Below are 15,739 nucleotides of genomic sequence, written 5' to 3' on the forward strand. Positions count from 1 at the left end.
GGCCGCGGCCGCACCGGTCAGCCATTCCCCGATCCGGCCGCCGACGTGGACCGGCGCCCGGTCGGGGTCGCCGCGACCGAGCCCGATGATCCCGCCCGACCACGCCTGGACCGTGAATTCGGTCGCCGGCCGGTCTCGCCACGGCCCGTCGAGGCCGAACGGGGTGATCGCCGTGACGGTCAGATGCGGATAGGTGATCCGAATCTGCTCCGGATGCAGCGACGGATGTTCGGCGACCGCCGATCCGCGCGACCACACCACCGCGTGCGCGGTGTCGAGCAGGGCATGTACTGCATCGAGATCCGCAGGTACGTCCGGATCAGTGATGACGCTTCGCTTGCCCCCTGCCAGGAATGCGAACAGCGCTCCGTCACTGCCAGATTCGATTGTGGCTCCGGACGCACTCCAGGCTCGCAGCGGATCGCCGCCGGGTGGCTCGACCTTCACCACCTCGGCACCTGCATCGACCAGCATCTTCGCGCAGTACGCACCGGCGATGCCCGTCGACAACTCCACCACGACGTATCCACTCAGCGGCGCCGATTCGGCCCCGGCTGAATCGCTCCTGCCCACACAACCTCCTGTTCCGGTCACGCGGACCACCGGCGGAGCTCCTACAGCCCGAGGAAATTGATCACATTGCCGCTGACGATGCGGGCCGCCGCATCCGGACCGACCGCGTCGACGACTGCTGCGATGGACTTTTCCGAATAGCCGAACGTGCTTTCGTTGTGGGGGTAGTCGGACGACCACATGATCTTCCCGATCCCGATCTCGTTCGCCATCGACAATCCCAGCGGATCCACCATGAACGAAGCCCACATGTGTTCGTCCCAGTAGTACCGGATGTCGTGTTCGACGGGCCGGTCGAGCATGTGCCGGAACGACGCGAGCAGATGTTCGGCATCCTGGATGGCGGACGGAACCCAGTTGATCCCACCCTCGAACCAGCCGATCCGCAGCCCCGGATGCCGGTCGATGATTCCACTGAAGATGTACTTGGCAAACATCTCCCGGAACGGCGCGACGTTGTGCATCATGCCGACCGCAACGCTGTTGACCTCGCACGGACTCGAGAGCGGCGCTTCGCCGATGTGGTGCGAGAGCGGGACCCCGGATGCCTCGATCTCGTCCCAGACCGGGATCATCGCCGTGCTGCCGTAGTCGATCTGGTTGCCGTCGTTGTCCTTGCCCGCAGAGAGTGGGAGCAGGAACGTCGTCAGGCCGAGTGACTTCAACTCCGCGAGTGTGCGCCGGGCACCGTCCGCATCCCACCAGTTGATCAACCCGACACCGTAGAACCGGCCGTTCGAATTCTCCTGCAGTTCCGCGATGTACTCGTTGTACACCCGGAAGCAGCGTTCGCGAATCTCCTTGTCCGGGTAGAACAGCAGGGCAAGCAATGCGTTGGGAAATGCGAGCTCGACGTCGATTCCGTCGTCTGCGAGTTCCCGGATTCGAGCATCGAGGTTCGCAGTGCCCGACCCTTCCAGCGGGTCGTACTGCATAAGCACGTGACTGAAGTCGCCGGGCAGGAAGGACTTGCCCTTCCGCCCGAGCTGGTATGCGCCCTCCTCGTACCAGACGCGGGGCGCACGGTCCTTCAGTTCTTCCGGAAATCGCTCGAAGAAGATGTCGGCCGCGAGCGAAATGTGGTTGTCGGCCGAGAAAACCTTCGTACCCGTGGGCAACCCCAGCCAGCCCGCGGCGTGACCGCGCCGGTCCTTCGGGGGACCGAATCCCCCGGGCGGATACAGCGACGATGTCGAGTTCGGAACCGGCATCTTGACTCTCCAGATCGGATCGAGTGATTCACACATGTCCGACGCGACATCGACACGATGTCCGTCTCATCCTGCACTAGATTCGGAAGTGCTGCATTACAACGTGTTCGAGCTGTCTCGTCCGTCCCGCGATCACCACACGACGGGCAGCGCGTACACACCGAACGCGAGGCGGTCGTGTTTGAACTCGACCTCGTCGAACGGAATCGCCAGGCGCAGAGTCGGAATTCGTCGGAGCAATGTGCTGTAGACGATCTGCAGTTCCACCCGCGCGAGTTGTTGTCCGACGCACTGGTGCGGCCCGAACCCGAACCCGACGTGGAGCCGAGCCGGCCGGTGAACGTCCAACTTGTCCGGCTCGGGAAATGCCTTGGCGTCCCAGTTGGCCGGTGCGAGATCGACGATGATGCCCTCACCCGCTCGGATGGTCTCGCCGGCGATGTCGATATCCTCGACTGCGACGCGGCGTTGACCGTTCTGAATGATGCTCAGGTAGCGCAGCAGTTCCTCGACCGCGTTGGCCAGGACTTTCTTGTCGTCGGTGTCGCGGACGACGGCGAGCTGCTCGGGGTTGCACAGCAGTGCCAGCGTCCCGAGTGCAATCATGTTGGCGCTGGTCTCGTGGCCGGCGATGAGTAGGCCGGTGCCGAGCTGCGCGGCTTCCCTCATGCTGATCTCACCGGTCCGGACGCGTTCGCCCAGTTCGGATACGACGTCCTCGGCGGGTTCGTCGATTTTCGATTCGATCAGCTTGATCAGATATTTCGCCAGGCCGGTCCGACCTTCGGCGGCCTGCTCGGCGGTCGCGTACCGGTCGACGCCGATCGTCGCGTGCGACTGGAAGAACTCGTGGTCCTCGTAGGGCACGCCGAGCATCTCGCTGATGACCAGGGACGGAACCGGAAGCGCGAGGGTCTCGACGAGGTCCGCGGGCTGCGGACCGGCGAGAATCGCGTCGATGTGCTCGTCGGTGATCCGTTGGACCGCCGGACGCAACGCGTCGACCCGCTTGAGGGTGAACGGCTTGGTGAGCATCCGTCGGAACCGCGTGTGTTCCTCTCCGTCGGACGTGAACACCGAGCGCGGGCGCTTGTGCACCGTCGAGAGCATGCCCTCGTTCCAGTGCGGGAAGCCCGGTTTGCGGTCGTCGACGCTGACTCGCGGGTCGGACATCAACTCCTTGAGTTCGGCATAGCCGGTGACCAGCCACGGTGTGCTGCCGTCCCAGATGCGCACCCGGCTGAGCGGGCGCTGTGCGCCCATGTCCCGCACCTGTTTCGGCGGAGCGAACGGGCATTCCGCGGCTCGGTCCATCGGATATTCGGGAATGCCTGAGGTAGTGATGTTTTCGGGTCCTGCAAGCGTGTCGGACATAATGCTCCTCGCAATGAGCTTCGGGTTATTCCTCGATACTGATAGCCAGTGCGGGGCACATCGACGCGGCCTCGCGAACACCGTCTTCCAGGTCGTCCGAGGGGTTGCCGTCGAGAAGCACCACGATGCCGTCGTCCTCTCGCTGGTCGAACACCTCGTCGGCGTGCGCGACGCACTGCCCGGCGGCGATGCATCTGTCCTGGTCCACATGGACCTTCATGGCGTCCTCTTTCGTGGGTACGTGAGTGGTCGCTGAGCGGCGGTCAACCGGCCGTGGCGGGTGCCAGCAACAGCCCTGTAATGGCGTCGATCAGGCTGGCGCCCGTCGCGGTCCAGTCCGATCCGGTACCGCCGTCCGCGAGCGTGCGCTCGAGCTGGGCGCTCGTGTGCACGATGAGCAGTCGGGCCATTGCGAAGCGTTCTCGGCGAACATTCGCCGGCAGGTCCCCCAACGACCGTTCCAGCCCCGCAATGATGGTCAGCAGCGACGAGGAAACCAGCGATTCCCCCGAAATCACCTCACGGAAAGCGGGATCCGGCATGAGCTGCGCACTGAATCGTGCGTACCAGGTAGGATTTCCGAGCGAATCGAGGTACTCGGTCAGCGGACGCACCAGGCAGGTCACCCAGTCCCGGACATCGGTGGAGTCGCCGACCTGCGCAACCATCTGCTGACAGAGTCGTTCGACGTGTGCGTTGTGTTTGCGCACAATGGCCCGGACCAGGTCGACCTTGGTTCCGAAGTGGTATCCGACCGCAGCGTTGTTGCCCTGTCCGGCTTCTTCACTGACCTGCCGGTTGGAGACGGACGCGATGCCCCGCTCGGCGAACAACCGCTCGGCAGCAGCGAGTATCGCCCCCCGAGTCGCGCTGACACGATCGGCTCGAGCCGTTCGATTCGCGGTAGTCATCGCGTCCGCTCCTTATTCGCCCCACCCAACCCGCGAGACATCGGTCTTTTGTCCGGGCGGAGACGTTCCGATCGGGGCAGTCCCCGATCCCACCCCCCATGATCCCCATCACAGTTAATCCCACGATTGCAGTTAAGTCAATCAGTTGCTTTAAATTGTCGACCTGCGCGACCCGGCCCCCTTGCGTCCCCGCTCAGGACATCGGCGCACCTGCGGACTCGACAGGAGCACTCTTCCTGCGCAACGGTTTTCCGGCCGTCGTTCCACCGTCGACAGGCAGTACCGTCCCGGTGAGATAGCGCGCCCGATCCCCCGCGAAGTACAACGCGGCTTCCGCGACGTCCTCCGGGGTTCCGTCCCGCTCGAGCGGCCGGTCCGTCTGCATCGATGCGCGGACCGCACGCGTGAGACGATCGCTGCGCTCGTCGGCCATCGCTGTCATCGACGTGGCGAGCAGGGCCGTAGGAATGCTGCCCGGCGCAATGCAGTTGACACGGATGTCGTACTGCTCCAGTTCGATCGCCGCCGACTTCGTGAACTGGATGATCGCGGCCTTCGACGCCCGGTAGGTCATCACACCCCCACCTGCTTGGACACCGCCGATCGAGGACATGTTGACGATCGACCCGCCGCCGTGGTCGGCCATGTACGCAGCCGCGTACCGAGTGCCCGCCATGACACCGAGCAGGTTCACGGCCATGACCTTGCCGAAGTCGGCGAGATCGTCCTGGAGGAAGCTCTTGTGCATCTTTCCCGGAATGCCGGCGTTGTTGCACATGACATCGAGTCCACCGAAGGATTCGACCGCGAAGTCGACCATAGCCGCGACCTGGTCGACGTCCCCGACGTCGGTGTACCGGAACACCGACATCGGACCACAGGATCGCACCAGATTCTCTGCGTGCTCACGTTCCACGTCCGCGACGACCACCCGAGCACCCTCGGCGATGTACCGCTCGACGATCGCGCGGCCGATCCCCGATGCCCCACCGGTGACGACGGCGACCTTGCCGGACAGTTCGTTGACCATCGATTCAAATTCCTTTCGATTCGGGGACCGGCCCGTGGCACACGTTCACCTCGGGTGGTCCGTCGTTTGCCGGATCTTCCCCGGATGCCCACCTCGCGCGCACCGGAATCGGTGTGCACCTCATGGACGCTGCGCCGGTTCGGCGACAGGCTTCGACCGTCTCGGCCTACCCCGCGTCGTCAAGACCACAGCGCGGGCACCGCCGGCGTGCGTCGGCGCCGGAACGGAGAGTTCCACCCGCTTCGATCGCGAGCGTACTGGAAATCATATTCTCGAGAAGGAGAATGTCGCCGGGATTGCGGCATGCAGATCTCGAAATCGCGCCCTTCGGGCGACCACAGCGTCGACGGGACGGACTTTGCTACGCAAACGAACTTGCGATCGGCCATATCCATTCTCCGCCAATATTTCCCGGAGGGTCAAATGTCCGGATCCTTGCCCGAGCCACCCGCGCAGAGTATGATTCTCGCCACATAGAACAATCTTTCCGGTCTGGGGAATGGACGATTCGCGGGGGTAGAACCCACACAACTCCCCTCACCGACCACGCGGCGGACACCTGCCCCGAGGATCTCGAGACACGCGACCGACAGCCGCGGAGAACCCTCCGATTCCGACCGGAGCCACGGCCGCCGGCGCGAGAGACAACACACAGGAGGGAAGCATCGTGGGACGAGTTCAAGGCAAGGTCGCATTTGTCACCGGCGCCGCACGCGGGCAAGGCAGGAGTCACGCAGTGCGTCTGGCCGAGGAGGGCGCGGACATCATCGCGGTCGACCTGTGCGAGGACATCTCGACGATCGGGTACGCAATGTCCCGCCCGGAGGATCCCGAGGAAACGGCGCGGCTGGTCGAGAAGACCGGACGACGAATCGTCACGGCGCAGGCCGATGTTCGCGACGTCGCACAGTTGCGGACGGCGGTCGACTCCGGCGTCGCCGAGTTCGGGAAACTCGACATCGTGATTGCCCAGGCCGGCGTCGCCGGCATGAAGGGCGAGCCGCAGATCCAGGCCTGGTGCGATGTCATCGACACCAATCTGATCGGCACGATCAACGCCATCCAGGTATCACTGCCACACCTCGGAGACGGTGCCTCCATCGTCGCCACCGGCTCGACCGCAGCCCTCATGGACACGTCGAAGATCGACAATCCGGGTAGCGACCTGGGTGGCATGGCCTATGTCCATTCCAAGCGGGCACTGACCAACTACGTCTACGATCTGGCCACGCACCTCGCACCCCGCGGTATCCGGGCCAACATCGTCCACCCGACGAACTGCAACACCGCGATGCTGCAGAGCGAACCGATGTACCGTTCCTTCCGCCCCGATCTCGCGAACCCGACCCGCGCGGACGCCGAGCCCGCGTTCGGTGTACAGCAGGCTATGCGCATCCCGTACGTCGAGCCCGAGGACATCAGCAACGCGATCCTCTACCTCGTCTCCGACGAAGCTCGCTACGTCACCGGTGTGCAACTGCGGGTGGACGGCGGCGGCTACCTCAAGTGGTACGACTACCACGTCTGATCTTCCCGGCGGTGGACGGACTCACGACAACACGAAGGAGCCAGGCGATGAAGGTGCAAGTCAATTCGCAACGGTGCCAGGGGCATACGCTCTGCGCGATGAGCGCTCCGGACGCATTCGAACTGAGCGAGATCGACGGTCACGCGTCTGCGGTTTTCGACAAGGTCCCGGCCGAACTGGAAGAACACGTACGGGAGGCGGCGCGATCGTGCCCCGAACAAGCCGTGTCCCTTTCCTGACCACGCCCGAAACGACATGCACCGTACACCGCAACGAACCGAGGAGAACCACTCCGTGACCACCGACAACATCGTGACAGACGAGGACCGCAAGAAGAACCGCATCCATTTCGACCGCCACACACCCGAATATCGACATCGATTCGAGTCGATCACCGAGGAGATGCACGAAGCCTGCCCGGTCGCGTGGACCGACACCTACGAAGGCCACTGGGTTGCGAGCAGCAGCTCCGCGGTCTTCGAACTGGCCCGGTGCCCGCACATTTCGAACGACCACGACATCAACAACGAACGCAAAGGCTACAAGGGCATCTCGATACCGACGGCCCGGCGCGCGTCGCTCGTGCGTGGCGGCATCCTCGAGATGGACGATCCGGAACACCGGGACTACCGGCAGGCGCTCAATCCCTACCTGTCGCCGGCCGCGGTCCAGCGGTGGAAGCCGTTCATCGACGAGGTCGTCCGCGCGAGCCTCGACGAGAAGATCGAGCAAGGCCGCATCGACTTCGTCGACGACCTGGCCAATGTGGTGCCCGCGGTCCTGACCCTGGCGATGCTCGGAATCCCGCTGAAGCAGTGGTCGATCTATAGTGAACCCGTTCACGCGTCGGTGTACACCCCGGAGAACTCGCCCGACGCCGTACGCGTCGCCGAGATGCACCGTGCGATGGGACTGGACCTGCTCACCAACATGCACGAGATCCGCCAGAATCCGCGACCGGGTCTGGTCAACGCGCTCATCGATCTGCGCATCGACGGCGAACCCGCCCCGGACCTCGAACTGCTGGGAATGCTCGGGCTGATCATCGGTGGCGGTTTCGACACTACGACGGCACTGACCGCGCACGCCCTCGAATGGCTCTCCGAGAACCCCGAACAGCGCGACGAGCTCAGCCGCGAGCGTGACACTCTGCTCGACTCCGCGACCGAGGAATTCCTTCGCTACTTCACGCCCGCGCCCGGCGACGGACGCACGATCGCCGCGGATTTCGAGGCAGGAGGCACCGAGTTCAAGGAAGGCGAACGCCTGTGGCTGTCCTGGGCGATGGCGAACCGCGATCCCTCACTGTTCCCCGAACCGAACCGAATCATCATGGACCGCAAGGCGAATCGTCACTTCAGTTTCGGACTCGGAATACATCGATGTATCGGATCGAACGTGGCACGCACAGTGTTCAAGTCGATGGTCACCGCGGTCTTCGACCGCATGCCCGACTATCGGTGTGATCCGGCCGGCACCGTCCACTACGAGACGATCGGCGTCATCCAGGGTATGCGTAATCTGCCGGCTACCTTCACGCCGGGAAAGCGGCTCGGCCCCGGACTGGACGAAACGCTCGACAAGCTCCAGAGTCTGTGCGACGAGCAAGCCCTCGCGGCGCCGGTGACGGTCCGCCGCGACGCGGCACAGATCGGGAATCTGTAGTGATTCGCCTTCGGGGCTGAGCGCACGCTCTTGATCGACGCGGTCGGGCACGTGCGCTCAACCGGAGGTCTCGGTGTCTCCGATCACGCTCGAGAGCATCCCGGCACCATCGCCCCGATCACCCTGCAGTGAAGGTGATCGGGGCAGTGAAGGTGATCGGGGCGATGCGGGCAGCGAATCACCCCGCGGGAAGTAGGTCGGATCGCACCCGAGGCTGCGACAGCCGGCCGGTACAGAAGGTTTCCGTGGCGGCCACCCCAGTTTCCGGCGCCCCTGCTGCGGCGAGTGCGTGGGCTTTGAATGCTCGGGCAGCCAGACTCAGGCGGTGCTGCACATTCCGCAGATCGCTGTCGAGTTCGGCCGGAATTCGATCGCCCCACAGTGTCACTTCAGTAGGCTGGTGGCCCAGCGCGGCGTGGACTCCGTTCCGGATTCGCATATCGGAGCTGTACAGGTCGGACTCGACCGCGACGGTGTGCGGATACGTCCCGTGGCGGCGGGTCTCGAGGACCGATTCCAGATCGCCCGTGTCCACCCCCAGGATTCGCAGCGGGCGTGGATCGGCGGCATCCTGAACGAACACCGTGACGCTCCATCCGGCCATGACGCGATCGAACAACCAGCCGCCTGCGTAACGGACGACATCCGCCGTGTTCAGTGCGACGACATCCAGGCGGTATCGCGGGTCGAAGGCGTCGGGATCCGCGGACGAACCTGCGTCCTTCCCGTCCGCCGTGTCCAACTGCCGAGTTGTCATGGAGCATTCCTTTCTGCCTGATGAGACCGAATTGCCTTAGCAATCAAACGGTCCCGCATGGGTCTGCCAGTGCAGTGCGCTGAGTCGGATTCGGCGTCCCGGGTTCGTTCGAGCTGCGTTCCCCACCTGCCATCGTCAGCGCATGCATCCGAGTGCGCGTCGCGCGACAACGGTGTGTCACGGAAAACCCCCTGCGAACCGAGAACCTAGTAAACACACAGTAGGTTGGTTCGAGTTGTGTGACAAGAGTCTCATTTGTTCCAGGGTCGATTCCCCATCACACCCGCGGTCGACAGCCCTGGTGGCCCCGCCGGCCGGCGCTCCTGCGACGGCCGGGAGCGAACCGCCGCCTACAACAATGTTTTACGCGGAGACCTCAGCCGTCGAAAGCATCGAGCGCGGCGCACGTCTCCAGATCGGCATAGGCCGCCGAATAGCGCTCGGCAAGCGCAAAGGCGATGTCCGGCCGCTGCCACAGATCGCCCGCGCCGAGCATCGCCGGCCCCCGTTCCACCTGCTCGATGGTCAGCGGCCGCGTCCCGCCCCTCGGGTCGGCGCCGCGGGCCACCACGTCCTCCATCACCAGGACGAAGTCGTCGTCGGCTTCGTCGATCACGGCCGCAGAGACAGCCGGGTGGTCGAGCGGCAGGGATACGGTGAAGAGCCTCAGCTCGTGAAACAGACCGCTCGTCGCACGGAGTCGCACGGATGAGTTCCTCGTGTGCCGGATCGCGGGCTGCGCGGAAGCGTGGCCGGGCCCCCACCCTCGAGATAGCTCGACGCGAGCCGGGCACGGCGGTTCGTCCCGTCGGCGCGAAGCTCGACATCCACCTGCCCGACACGGATCTCCGGATACCGTTGCGCCAACGCAACGGTCATCCATTCCGGATCGATATCGCTCCATTCGTTCGGCACCGACAGTCCGGTAGACACGCCGGGGTATCGTTTCGACATTCCACGGCCGTTCCAGAGTTCGACGAACAGCACTCGGGCAGAGACAGGCTCGTCACACATCCACGACGGTGACCCGGTGCAAATAGCGAATAGAACTACAGCAGTGTTACTTTCAACGTCTTTCAACGCCAGAGCAGAGGCCGAGCCCGCCCCGCGGTACCCCGAACTTTCGCCAACGAACCGTAAAGTTCTGCGTCGCAACACATGGAACACACTCCTGAAGGAGAACGCACTGGCATGCACCAGCATTCGCAACCACTCCGCGTGCCGACCATCGCCCTCGAGTCGAATGCGCTTCTGTCGATGGAACTTATTGATGACCACTGTGTTTCATGTGACGTGTCTACGTGCGTTTCACCTGCCCCGCAGATCGATCGGTGCGACATTTCCGACTGTGACGCGCCACAGAAGGAAATCGATTTCCCCTGCGTTGCGGAAGATTTGGCCGGTCGCGCGGGATTCGACAAGTCGGAACTCACGGACCGAACATTGACGCCGACCCGTCGATACGGAAGTGTACGGGCGGAGCACCCGCGCCGAGTCGATGCTCGCTCGGTGCGCAAACCAAGGAGGTGCCCATGCCGGATCGCGCACCGTCGCCGATCGACACCCGATCCTTGCTACTCGCCGCGGAGGAAGCCGAAGCCGAAGCTCTCGCCGCCGACGCCCGTGCGCGCGCCGCACGCCTTCGACTGCAGGCGCGGAACGCGGGCGCAGACGATCTCACCGAGCGCGTGGACAACACCGCACCCGGCATCATCGAACATCTGGATTCGGAATCCGAGGTGGAGTCGCCGAGCGCCGGTACCGAATCGGCGAGTCGGGCGGCCCGGATTCGGATGCCCACCGCGACCGTGGCCGCTCTCGCCCTGATCTGCGTCGCCGTCGCGGCATGCGCGTATATGACCTGGCGTTCCGTCGAGTCCCATGATCGAGAACTCCGTGCGGCGGAGTTCGAGGCCGCGGCACGACAGGGCGTCGTCACGCTGACGACCCTCGATTTCACCGATGCGGACGCGGACGTACAGCGGGTCCTCGACAATTCGACCGGCGAGTTCCGTGACGAGTTCCAGAATCGGTCGCAGGACTTCGTCGCTGTCATCGAGCAATCGAACGTCGCTACCGAAGGCACGATCGACGCGTCTGCGGTGGAGTCGATGACCGACGATTCCGCGGTCGTGTTGGTCGCCGCGACGTCGACAGTGACCAATACTGCCGGTGCCGATCAGGAGCCGCGGGTGTGGCGGCTCAGCGTCACCGTCACTCGTGACGGTGAACAGGCGAAGATGTCGAAAGTGGAGTTCGTGCCGTGACGAAAGAATCCGAGACGTTCCCGGCGGACGCCGACGATACGGCGCCCGCGACCGCCCCGCGTCGGCTGATATCCGCGCGGATGCTGCTGCCGCTGCTGGCCGTCGTTTCCGTTGCGGTGGCATCCGGGTTGTACTTCGGCCTGTACCGGGTCGACCTCCGTACCGATGACGACGTGGCACACGCGGTACTCGACGCTGCCACCAGCGGATCGACGGCACTGCTCTCGTACTCTCCCGACACGATCGACGAGGATATTGCGGCTGCCACATCGCATCTGACCGGTGACTTCCTCGCCTACTACACGGAATTCACCGATCAGGTCGTCGTACCTGCCGCACGGGAGAAGTCGGTGGACACCACTGCCTCGGTTGTGCGAGCGGCGGTGTCGGACCTGCGGGAGGACGCCGCTACCGTACTGGTCTATATCAATCAGACGACGACGAGCGCCGACAAGCCGGACCCGACCGCGACGTCGAGCAGCGTGCTGGTGTCACTGTCCCACGTCGACGGTCGGTGGCTGATTTCGGCGTTCGATCCGGTCTGATCCGGCAGCTTCCGCTAACGAGCACCTTCCGGCGCCACCTCCTGCAGCACGTCGGCGAGCGCACAATAGTCGTCGGCACGTCCACTCGTCGAACGGAACACGAGGCCGATCGTGCGACCGGGGGCCGGTTCGGTGAACGAGGCGACCTCGAGGTCGCCACCGGCGCATTCGACCGCCACCGACGACGCCGGGATCAGCGTGACGCCCAGACCGCCGGCGACACATCGCACGACCGTGGCGAGCGACGTGGCTCGGGTGTCGCCCGAGAGCGGGTGCGCATCGACGGAGCGGCACAGATCGAGGGTTTGGTCCCGGAGGCAGTGCCCCTCGTCGAGCAGGAGCAGCGGTAGTTCGTCGAGTGTCGTCAGCGGAACGTCGTCGCGTCCAGCGAGCGAATGCCCCGGAGGCACGACGAGTACGAAGTCCTCGGCGTAGAGCGGAATCTCGATCACACCGGGCACTCCGGCCGGCAGCGCGAGCACCGCTGCGTCGAGGGTCCCGGCGCGCAGCGACTCGAGCAACCGGGCTGTCTGATCCTCGATGACATGTAACGACAGCGACGGCATGCGGTTCCGCAACTCGGGCAGGAGGGTCGGCAGCACGTACGGCGCCACCGTGGGAATCAGACCGAGACGCAGCGGGCCGGTCAGCGGATCGGTGACGCCTGCCGCTGCGGCGACGAACCCGTCGGCGGCCTCGACGATGGACTTGGCCTGGTTGAGCAGCCGTGCGCCATCGGGGGTCACCAGGACTCGACGCGTACTGCGTTCGATCAGCTGAACACCGAGGCCGGCTTCGAGGGAAGCAAGTCCCTGCGAGAGGGTCGGCTGGCTCACGTTCAGGCGCGCGGCCGCGGTACCGAAATGGCGGTACGTGGCAACCGCGACGAAGGCACGCAGCTGAGACAGGGTCGGCTGATATTGCTGATCGGACACGCCTATAAGTATAAGCAAACCAATCCGGATAGCCTTTCGGCACCTTTTCCTGGTCCGAACGGCCTACCGCACGGGGCGCGCTACCGTAGGCCGCACGACACTCCACGTCGATGTCGTCCGGGTCTTCACCGACGATCGCGGAGAACACGGCAATCCGCTCGGAGTCGTGCTCGGCCACGAAGTGGACCCGACCGATCGTCAGCGGATCGCCGCCGCACTCGGATACAGCGAGACCGTCTTCGTCGAACTTCCCGCAGCCGATGAGACACACGCCCGCGCCCGGATGTTCGCGCCGGCGTTCGGTATTCCCGAGGACGAAGCGACCGGTGCCGAGGCGAAGGCGTGGCATCACACACCCTCGACGACTGATTCCCGTCCGGCCGCCAGGTCCTCGGCGCCGAGGACTACTTCGATCTCCCCGCCGAACTCGACTCCGGGCGCCAGCGGAAGGCGATCGCCACTCCAGAACCGGCCAGGGTCGTACCAGTTGCTGCCACGTCGCCGTTGTTCGAGCAGCCCCATCTCCTCCATCGTCACCGCAACCACCTCGGCGCAATACGCGCTTTCGATGCTCACGTCCGGCGTCGTGCGGCGACGAGGCAGTCGGCCTGCGAACCAGCGGCCGGTCAGTTTCGCCGTCGACGGGAACGGCGTGCCGTCGAGCCGGGCGATCGAGCGCAGCAACTGATCCTCCTGCTGTGAACTGACCGACGTCCCGATCTGGCGGAGCCAGCCCCGCTGCCCGTATCGGACACTCCACACCTGCACCGCCCGACGCAGATCGTGTAGTTGCACTCCGCGCTGGTGTCGCCCGGTCCACATGTCCGGCAAGCTTTTTCCCAGTTCTGCATGCCACATCAGCGGCGGCAGGTCGTCGAGCACGACCGCCATCCCGACGTGGTTGACCGGCGCGTTGGTCAACGTTTGGATCGCCCGGTCGGCTCCGCTGCTTCCCCGGAAGATCCACAGGTCGCCGGTTCGGGTGATCGACACCGCCTCATCGAGCGTGATCCGGGACCGTTCCGTGCTGTGCTCCATGCCCGACAGCCTTCCATGCCCGGGTGGAGGGACCCATCGACCGGTCCGGCCGGACGCAGGGACCCGTCACCCGGATAGGGTCGAGACATGGCACTTCGGGGCAGACAGTGGTGGAAACTGGTCGGACTGGCCGGCGTGGTCGGTGTCGCGGCCACCGGAGCGGTCGCGGTGCGCGCGGAACGCAAGCGACGGGGGTACACCCCCGACGAGGTGCGCTCGGTGTTGCACGCGCGGTACGCGCAAGCAACCGCGACACACGACGGTTCGGGCACGGTTCCCCTGACCGCAATCCCGACGACACCGGTCACCCGGTTGCGCCGGGCACTGCGTCGCCTGCGCCCCCGCACCTGACGACACCGCACCCAGCGCCTGACGATTCAGCCGAGTGCGGCGGCAAATCCGTCGGCGAGGTCCTGGACCTGGTCGTCGGTCATGACGAACGACGGCGAAATCTGCAGTGCACCCTGCCCCGCCGCGCGACCGGAAATACCGTGCGCGCGTAGCTTCTTCACGAATCCCGGCGCTTCGGCCGGGTCCGCCAGCTGGACCGCGGCAACGGCACCGAGACCACTGCGGATCTCCGCGACGCGGGGATGGTCGGCGAGCGGTGCAAGTTTCGCATGCAGCGTCGCCTCGAGACGCGCAGATTCGTCGAGCAGACGTTCGCTTTCGAGGATGTCGAGGTTCGCCAGTGCCGCCGCAGCCGACCCGGCGTGTCCCCCATAGGTGTAGCCGTGGCGCCACCACACCCCACCGGCGAAGAACGGCTCGGCCACGCGGGGCGCAACGAATACCGCGCCCATCGGCAGGTAGCCGGAGGTCAGGCCCTTCGCAGTGGTCATGATGTCGGGCTGCAAATCGAACCGCGACGATGCGAACCAGGATCCTCCGATACGGCCGAATCCGGTGACGACCTCGTCGACGACGAACAGGATGTCATGGTCGCGGCAGATGTCGCGGATCTCGGAGAGATACCCGTCCGGCGGCAGGTACACCCCGCCGGCACCGATGATCGGCTCGGCGAAGAACGCGGCGATCGTGTCGGCGCCGACCCGTTCGATGAGTTCGAGCAGAGCCTTCGCGTCGTCCCACGGCACCGTCGCGGTGTCGTCCCACAACTGTCCGTAACCCTCGCCGTTGACGGGGATGCCGGCCAGCGACGTGCCGCCGACGTGCATGCCGTGGTAGGCCTTCTGCCGTCCGATCAGCAGCGTCTTGGTGGGTCGGCCCACCTCCTGCCAGTAGCGGCGGGCGAGCTTCGCGGCGGTGTCGATCGAATCCGAACCACCCGAGGTGAAGAAGATCTTGCTGTCCGGCACCGGTGCGATCGCGGCGAGCCGCTCGGCGAGTTCCACCGTCGGCTCGAGCGCAAGATCGCCGAAGTTCGAGTAGTGCGCGACCTTCGCCAGTTGCGCGGCGACGGCTTCACCGATCTCGGTACGGCCGTGCCCGATGTTCGCAAACCACAGACCGGCGGTCGAATCCAGGTAGCGCGTTCCTGCCGCGTCCCAGATGTAGGCGCCCTCGCCACGGGCGACGACGAACGCTCCGTCTCGTTCGATCACACCCATGTCGGCAAACCCGTGCCACAACGCGCCCACGATCCACTCCTGTCCACGACCGACGATGTCTGCCGGCCATCGTATGCGCCGGCATCGCATCCGGCGCACATCCGCCACGAACACACGCCCGACCGGAGTGCACCAGCAGCCGGCACCGCGACTTCGCTAGGCTGTCTCAACAGCATGTCCATCTCTCCCGCCCCGAACCGCCGCGACCTGAAGGCGGCCCTCGCCGAGGTATCGCTCCGCGACGAACAGCGACTCCGCCGCTCGCTCGACCGCGCCCGCGGCGCCGATGCGCTCACCACGGTCGCCGCCGAGATCGACCGAGCCCGCCTGCGCC

The 15,739-nt window shown here is 65.1% G+C and carries 16 protein-coding genes and 2 pseudogenes; 7 read left to right on the forward strand and 11 right to left on the reverse strand.

The annotated features are described in order from the left end of the window. The 6 genes from WAX14_RS03595 to WAX14_RS03620 all read right to left on the reverse strand — a co-directional run. On the reverse strand, positions 1-573 hold a 573-nt coding region (locus tag WAX14_RS03595), incomplete at its 3' end, for a CoA transferase (RefSeq protein WP_422626723.1). 41 nt (positions 574-614) lie between these two features. Next, complete coding sequence (locus WAX14_RS03600) at positions 615-1,784, reverse strand: amidohydrolase family protein (RefSeq protein ID WP_422626724.1); 1,170 nt, start codon at positions 1,782-1,784, stop codon at positions 615-617. Between the two features lie 132 nt (positions 1,785-1,916). Next, positions 1,917-3,158, reverse strand: coding sequence for a cytochrome P450 (locus WAX14_RS03605; protein ID WP_422626725.1), 1,242 nt, complete (start codon positions 3,156-3,158; stop codon positions 1,917-1,919). Positions 3,159-3,183: 25 nt separating this feature from the next. After that, positions 3,184-3,378: a ferredoxin gene (locus tag WAX14_RS03610; protein ID WP_422626726.1), complete on the reverse strand. Its 195-nt coding sequence runs from the start codon at positions 3,376-3,378 to the stop codon at positions 3,184-3,186. Between the two features lie 43 nt (positions 3,379-3,421). Then, positions 3,422-4,069, reverse strand: coding sequence for a TetR/AcrR family transcriptional regulator (locus tag WAX14_RS03615; RefSeq protein WP_422626727.1), 648 nt, complete (start codon positions 4,067-4,069; stop codon positions 3,422-3,424). Positions 4,070-4,262: 193 nt separating this feature from the next. After that, on the reverse strand, positions 4,263-5,099 hold the full coding sequence (locus WAX14_RS03620; RefSeq protein ID WP_422626728.1) for an SDR family NAD(P)-dependent oxidoreductase: 837 nt from the start codon (positions 5,097-5,099) through the stop codon (positions 4,263-4,265). A gap of 667 nt (positions 5,100-5,766) precedes the next feature. On the opposite strand from WAX14_RS03620, the gene WAX14_RS03625 reads away from it, so the two are divergent. From WAX14_RS03625 to WAX14_RS03635, 3 genes are read left to right on the forward strand one after another with little or no spacing between them, the layout of a single operon-like run. Further along, entirely contained in the window at positions 5,767-6,627 is an 861-nt protein-coding gene (locus WAX14_RS03625; RefSeq protein WP_422626729.1) for a mycofactocin-coupled SDR family oxidoreductase, read from the forward strand. 47 nt (positions 6,628-6,674) lie between these two features. Next, positions 6,675-6,866, forward strand: a complete 192-nt coding sequence (locus tag WAX14_RS03630; RefSeq protein WP_422626730.1) for a ferredoxin — start codon at positions 6,675-6,677, stop codon at positions 6,864-6,866. A 55-nt stretch (positions 6,867-6,921) separates the two neighbouring features. Further along, entirely contained in the window at positions 6,922-8,292 is a 1,371-nt protein-coding gene (locus WAX14_RS03635; protein WP_422626731.1) for a cytochrome P450, read from the forward strand. A gap of 178 nt (positions 8,293-8,470) precedes the next feature. Here WAX14_RS03635 and WAX14_RS03640 read toward each other — a convergent pair whose 3' ends face one another. Then, on the reverse strand, positions 8,471-9,049 hold the full coding sequence (locus tag WAX14_RS03640; RefSeq protein ID WP_422626732.1) for a hypothetical protein: 579 nt from the start codon (positions 9,047-9,049) through the stop codon (positions 8,471-8,473). Between the two features lie 502 nt (positions 9,050-9,551). Beyond that, a pseudogene (locus WAX14_RS03645) lies at positions 9,552-9,928 on the reverse strand (aminoglycoside phosphotransferase); the annotation flags it as partial. Positions 9,929-10,581: 653 nt separating this feature from the next. On the opposite strand from WAX14_RS03645, the gene WAX14_RS03650 reads away from it, so the two are divergent. Further along, positions 10,582-11,316, forward strand: coding sequence for a hypothetical protein (locus WAX14_RS03650; protein WP_422626733.1), 735 nt, complete (start codon positions 10,582-10,584; stop codon positions 11,314-11,316). Further along, positions 11,313-11,861, forward strand: coding sequence for a twin-arginine translocation pathway signal (locus WAX14_RS03655; protein ID WP_422626734.1), 549 nt, complete (start codon positions 11,313-11,315; stop codon positions 11,859-11,861). Before WAX14_RS03650 ends, WAX14_RS03655 begins: the two co-directional genes overlap by 4 nt. Before the next feature lie 14 nt (positions 11,862-11,875). Here the strand turns inward: WAX14_RS03655 and WAX14_RS03660 are convergent, their stop codons facing one another. Beyond that, positions 11,876-12,796, reverse strand: a complete 921-nt coding sequence (locus tag WAX14_RS03660) for a hydrogen peroxide-inducible genes activator (protein WP_422626735.1) — start codon at positions 12,794-12,796, stop codon at positions 11,876-11,878. Between the two features lie 49 nt (positions 12,797-12,845). Between WAX14_RS03660 and WAX14_RS03665 the strand changes: the two are divergent. Continuing rightward, positions 12,846-13,049 (forward strand): annotated as a pseudogene (locus tag WAX14_RS03665) (PhzF family phenazine biosynthesis protein); the annotation flags it as partial. 95 nt (positions 13,050-13,144) lie between these two features. On the opposite strand, the gene WAX14_RS03670 reads toward WAX14_RS03665, so the two are convergent. Then, positions 13,145-13,834 (reverse strand): hypothetical protein, encoded by a 690-nt coding sequence (locus tag WAX14_RS03670; protein ID WP_422626736.1) that lies wholly within the window; start codon positions 13,832-13,834, stop codon positions 13,145-13,147. Between the two features lie 87 nt (positions 13,835-13,921). On the opposite strand from WAX14_RS03670, the gene WAX14_RS03675 reads away from it, so the two are divergent. Then, a complete protein-coding gene (locus WAX14_RS03675) occupies positions 13,922-14,185 on the forward strand; it encodes a hypothetical protein (RefSeq protein ID WP_422626737.1) in 264 nt (87 codons plus the stop codon). Positions 14,186-14,211: 26 nt separating this feature from the next. Here WAX14_RS03675 and WAX14_RS03680 read toward each other — a convergent pair whose 3' ends face one another. Continuing rightward, positions 14,212-15,495, reverse strand: coding sequence for an aspartate aminotransferase family protein (locus WAX14_RS03680; RefSeq protein ID WP_422626738.1), 1,284 nt, complete (start codon positions 15,493-15,495; stop codon positions 14,212-14,214). Positions 15,496-15,739: the final 244 nt, after the last annotated feature.

This window comes from Rhodococcus sp. (in: high G+C Gram-positive bacteria), from assembly GCF_049299235.1.
GTDB lineage: Bacteria > Actinomycetota > Actinomycetes > Mycobacteriales > Mycobacteriaceae > Rhodococcus.

Bases quoted from the DNA above. Each gene is read 5' to 3' on its own strand.
- WAX14_RS03650 (WP_422626733.1), top strand. From the start codon at position 10,582: ATGCCGGATCGCGCACCGTCGCCGATCGACACCCGATCCTTGCTACTC.
- WAX14_RS03680 (WP_422626738.1), bottom strand. From the start codon at position 15,495: ATGCGATGCCGGCGCATACGATGGCCGGCAGACATCGTCGGTCGTGGA.
- WAX14_RS03630 (WP_422626730.1), top strand. From the start codon at position 6,675: ATGAAGGTGCAAGTCAATTCGCAACGGTGCCAGGGGCATACGCTCTGC.
- WAX14_RS03600 (WP_422626724.1), bottom strand. From the start codon at position 1,784: ATGCCGGTTCCGAACTCGACATCGTCGCTGTATCCGCCCGGGGGATTC.
- WAX14_RS03640 (WP_422626732.1), bottom strand. From the start codon at position 9,049: ATGACAACTCGGCAGTTGGACACGGCGGACGGGAAGGACGCAGGTTCG.
- WAX14_RS03605 (WP_422626725.1), bottom strand. From the start codon at position 3,158: ATGTCCGACACGCTTGCAGGACCCGAAAACATCACTACCTCAGGCATT.
- WAX14_RS03670 (WP_422626736.1), bottom strand. From the start codon at position 13,834: ATGGAGCACAGCACGGAACGGTCCCGGATCACGCTCGATGAGGCGGTG.
- WAX14_RS03675 (WP_422626737.1), top strand. From the start codon at position 13,922: ATGGCACTTCGGGGCAGACAGTGGTGGAAACTGGTCGGACTGGCCGGC.
- WAX14_RS03610 (WP_422626726.1), bottom strand. From the start codon at position 3,378: ATGAAGGTCCATGTGGACCAGGACAGATGCATCGCCGCCGGGCAGTGC.
- WAX14_RS03615 (WP_422626727.1), bottom strand. From the start codon at position 4,069: ATGACTACCGCGAATCGAACGGCTCGAGCCGATCGTGTCAGCGCGACT.
- WAX14_RS03620 (WP_422626728.1), bottom strand. From the start codon at position 5,099: ATGGTCAACGAACTGTCCGGCAAGGTCGCCGTCGTCACCGGTGGGGCA.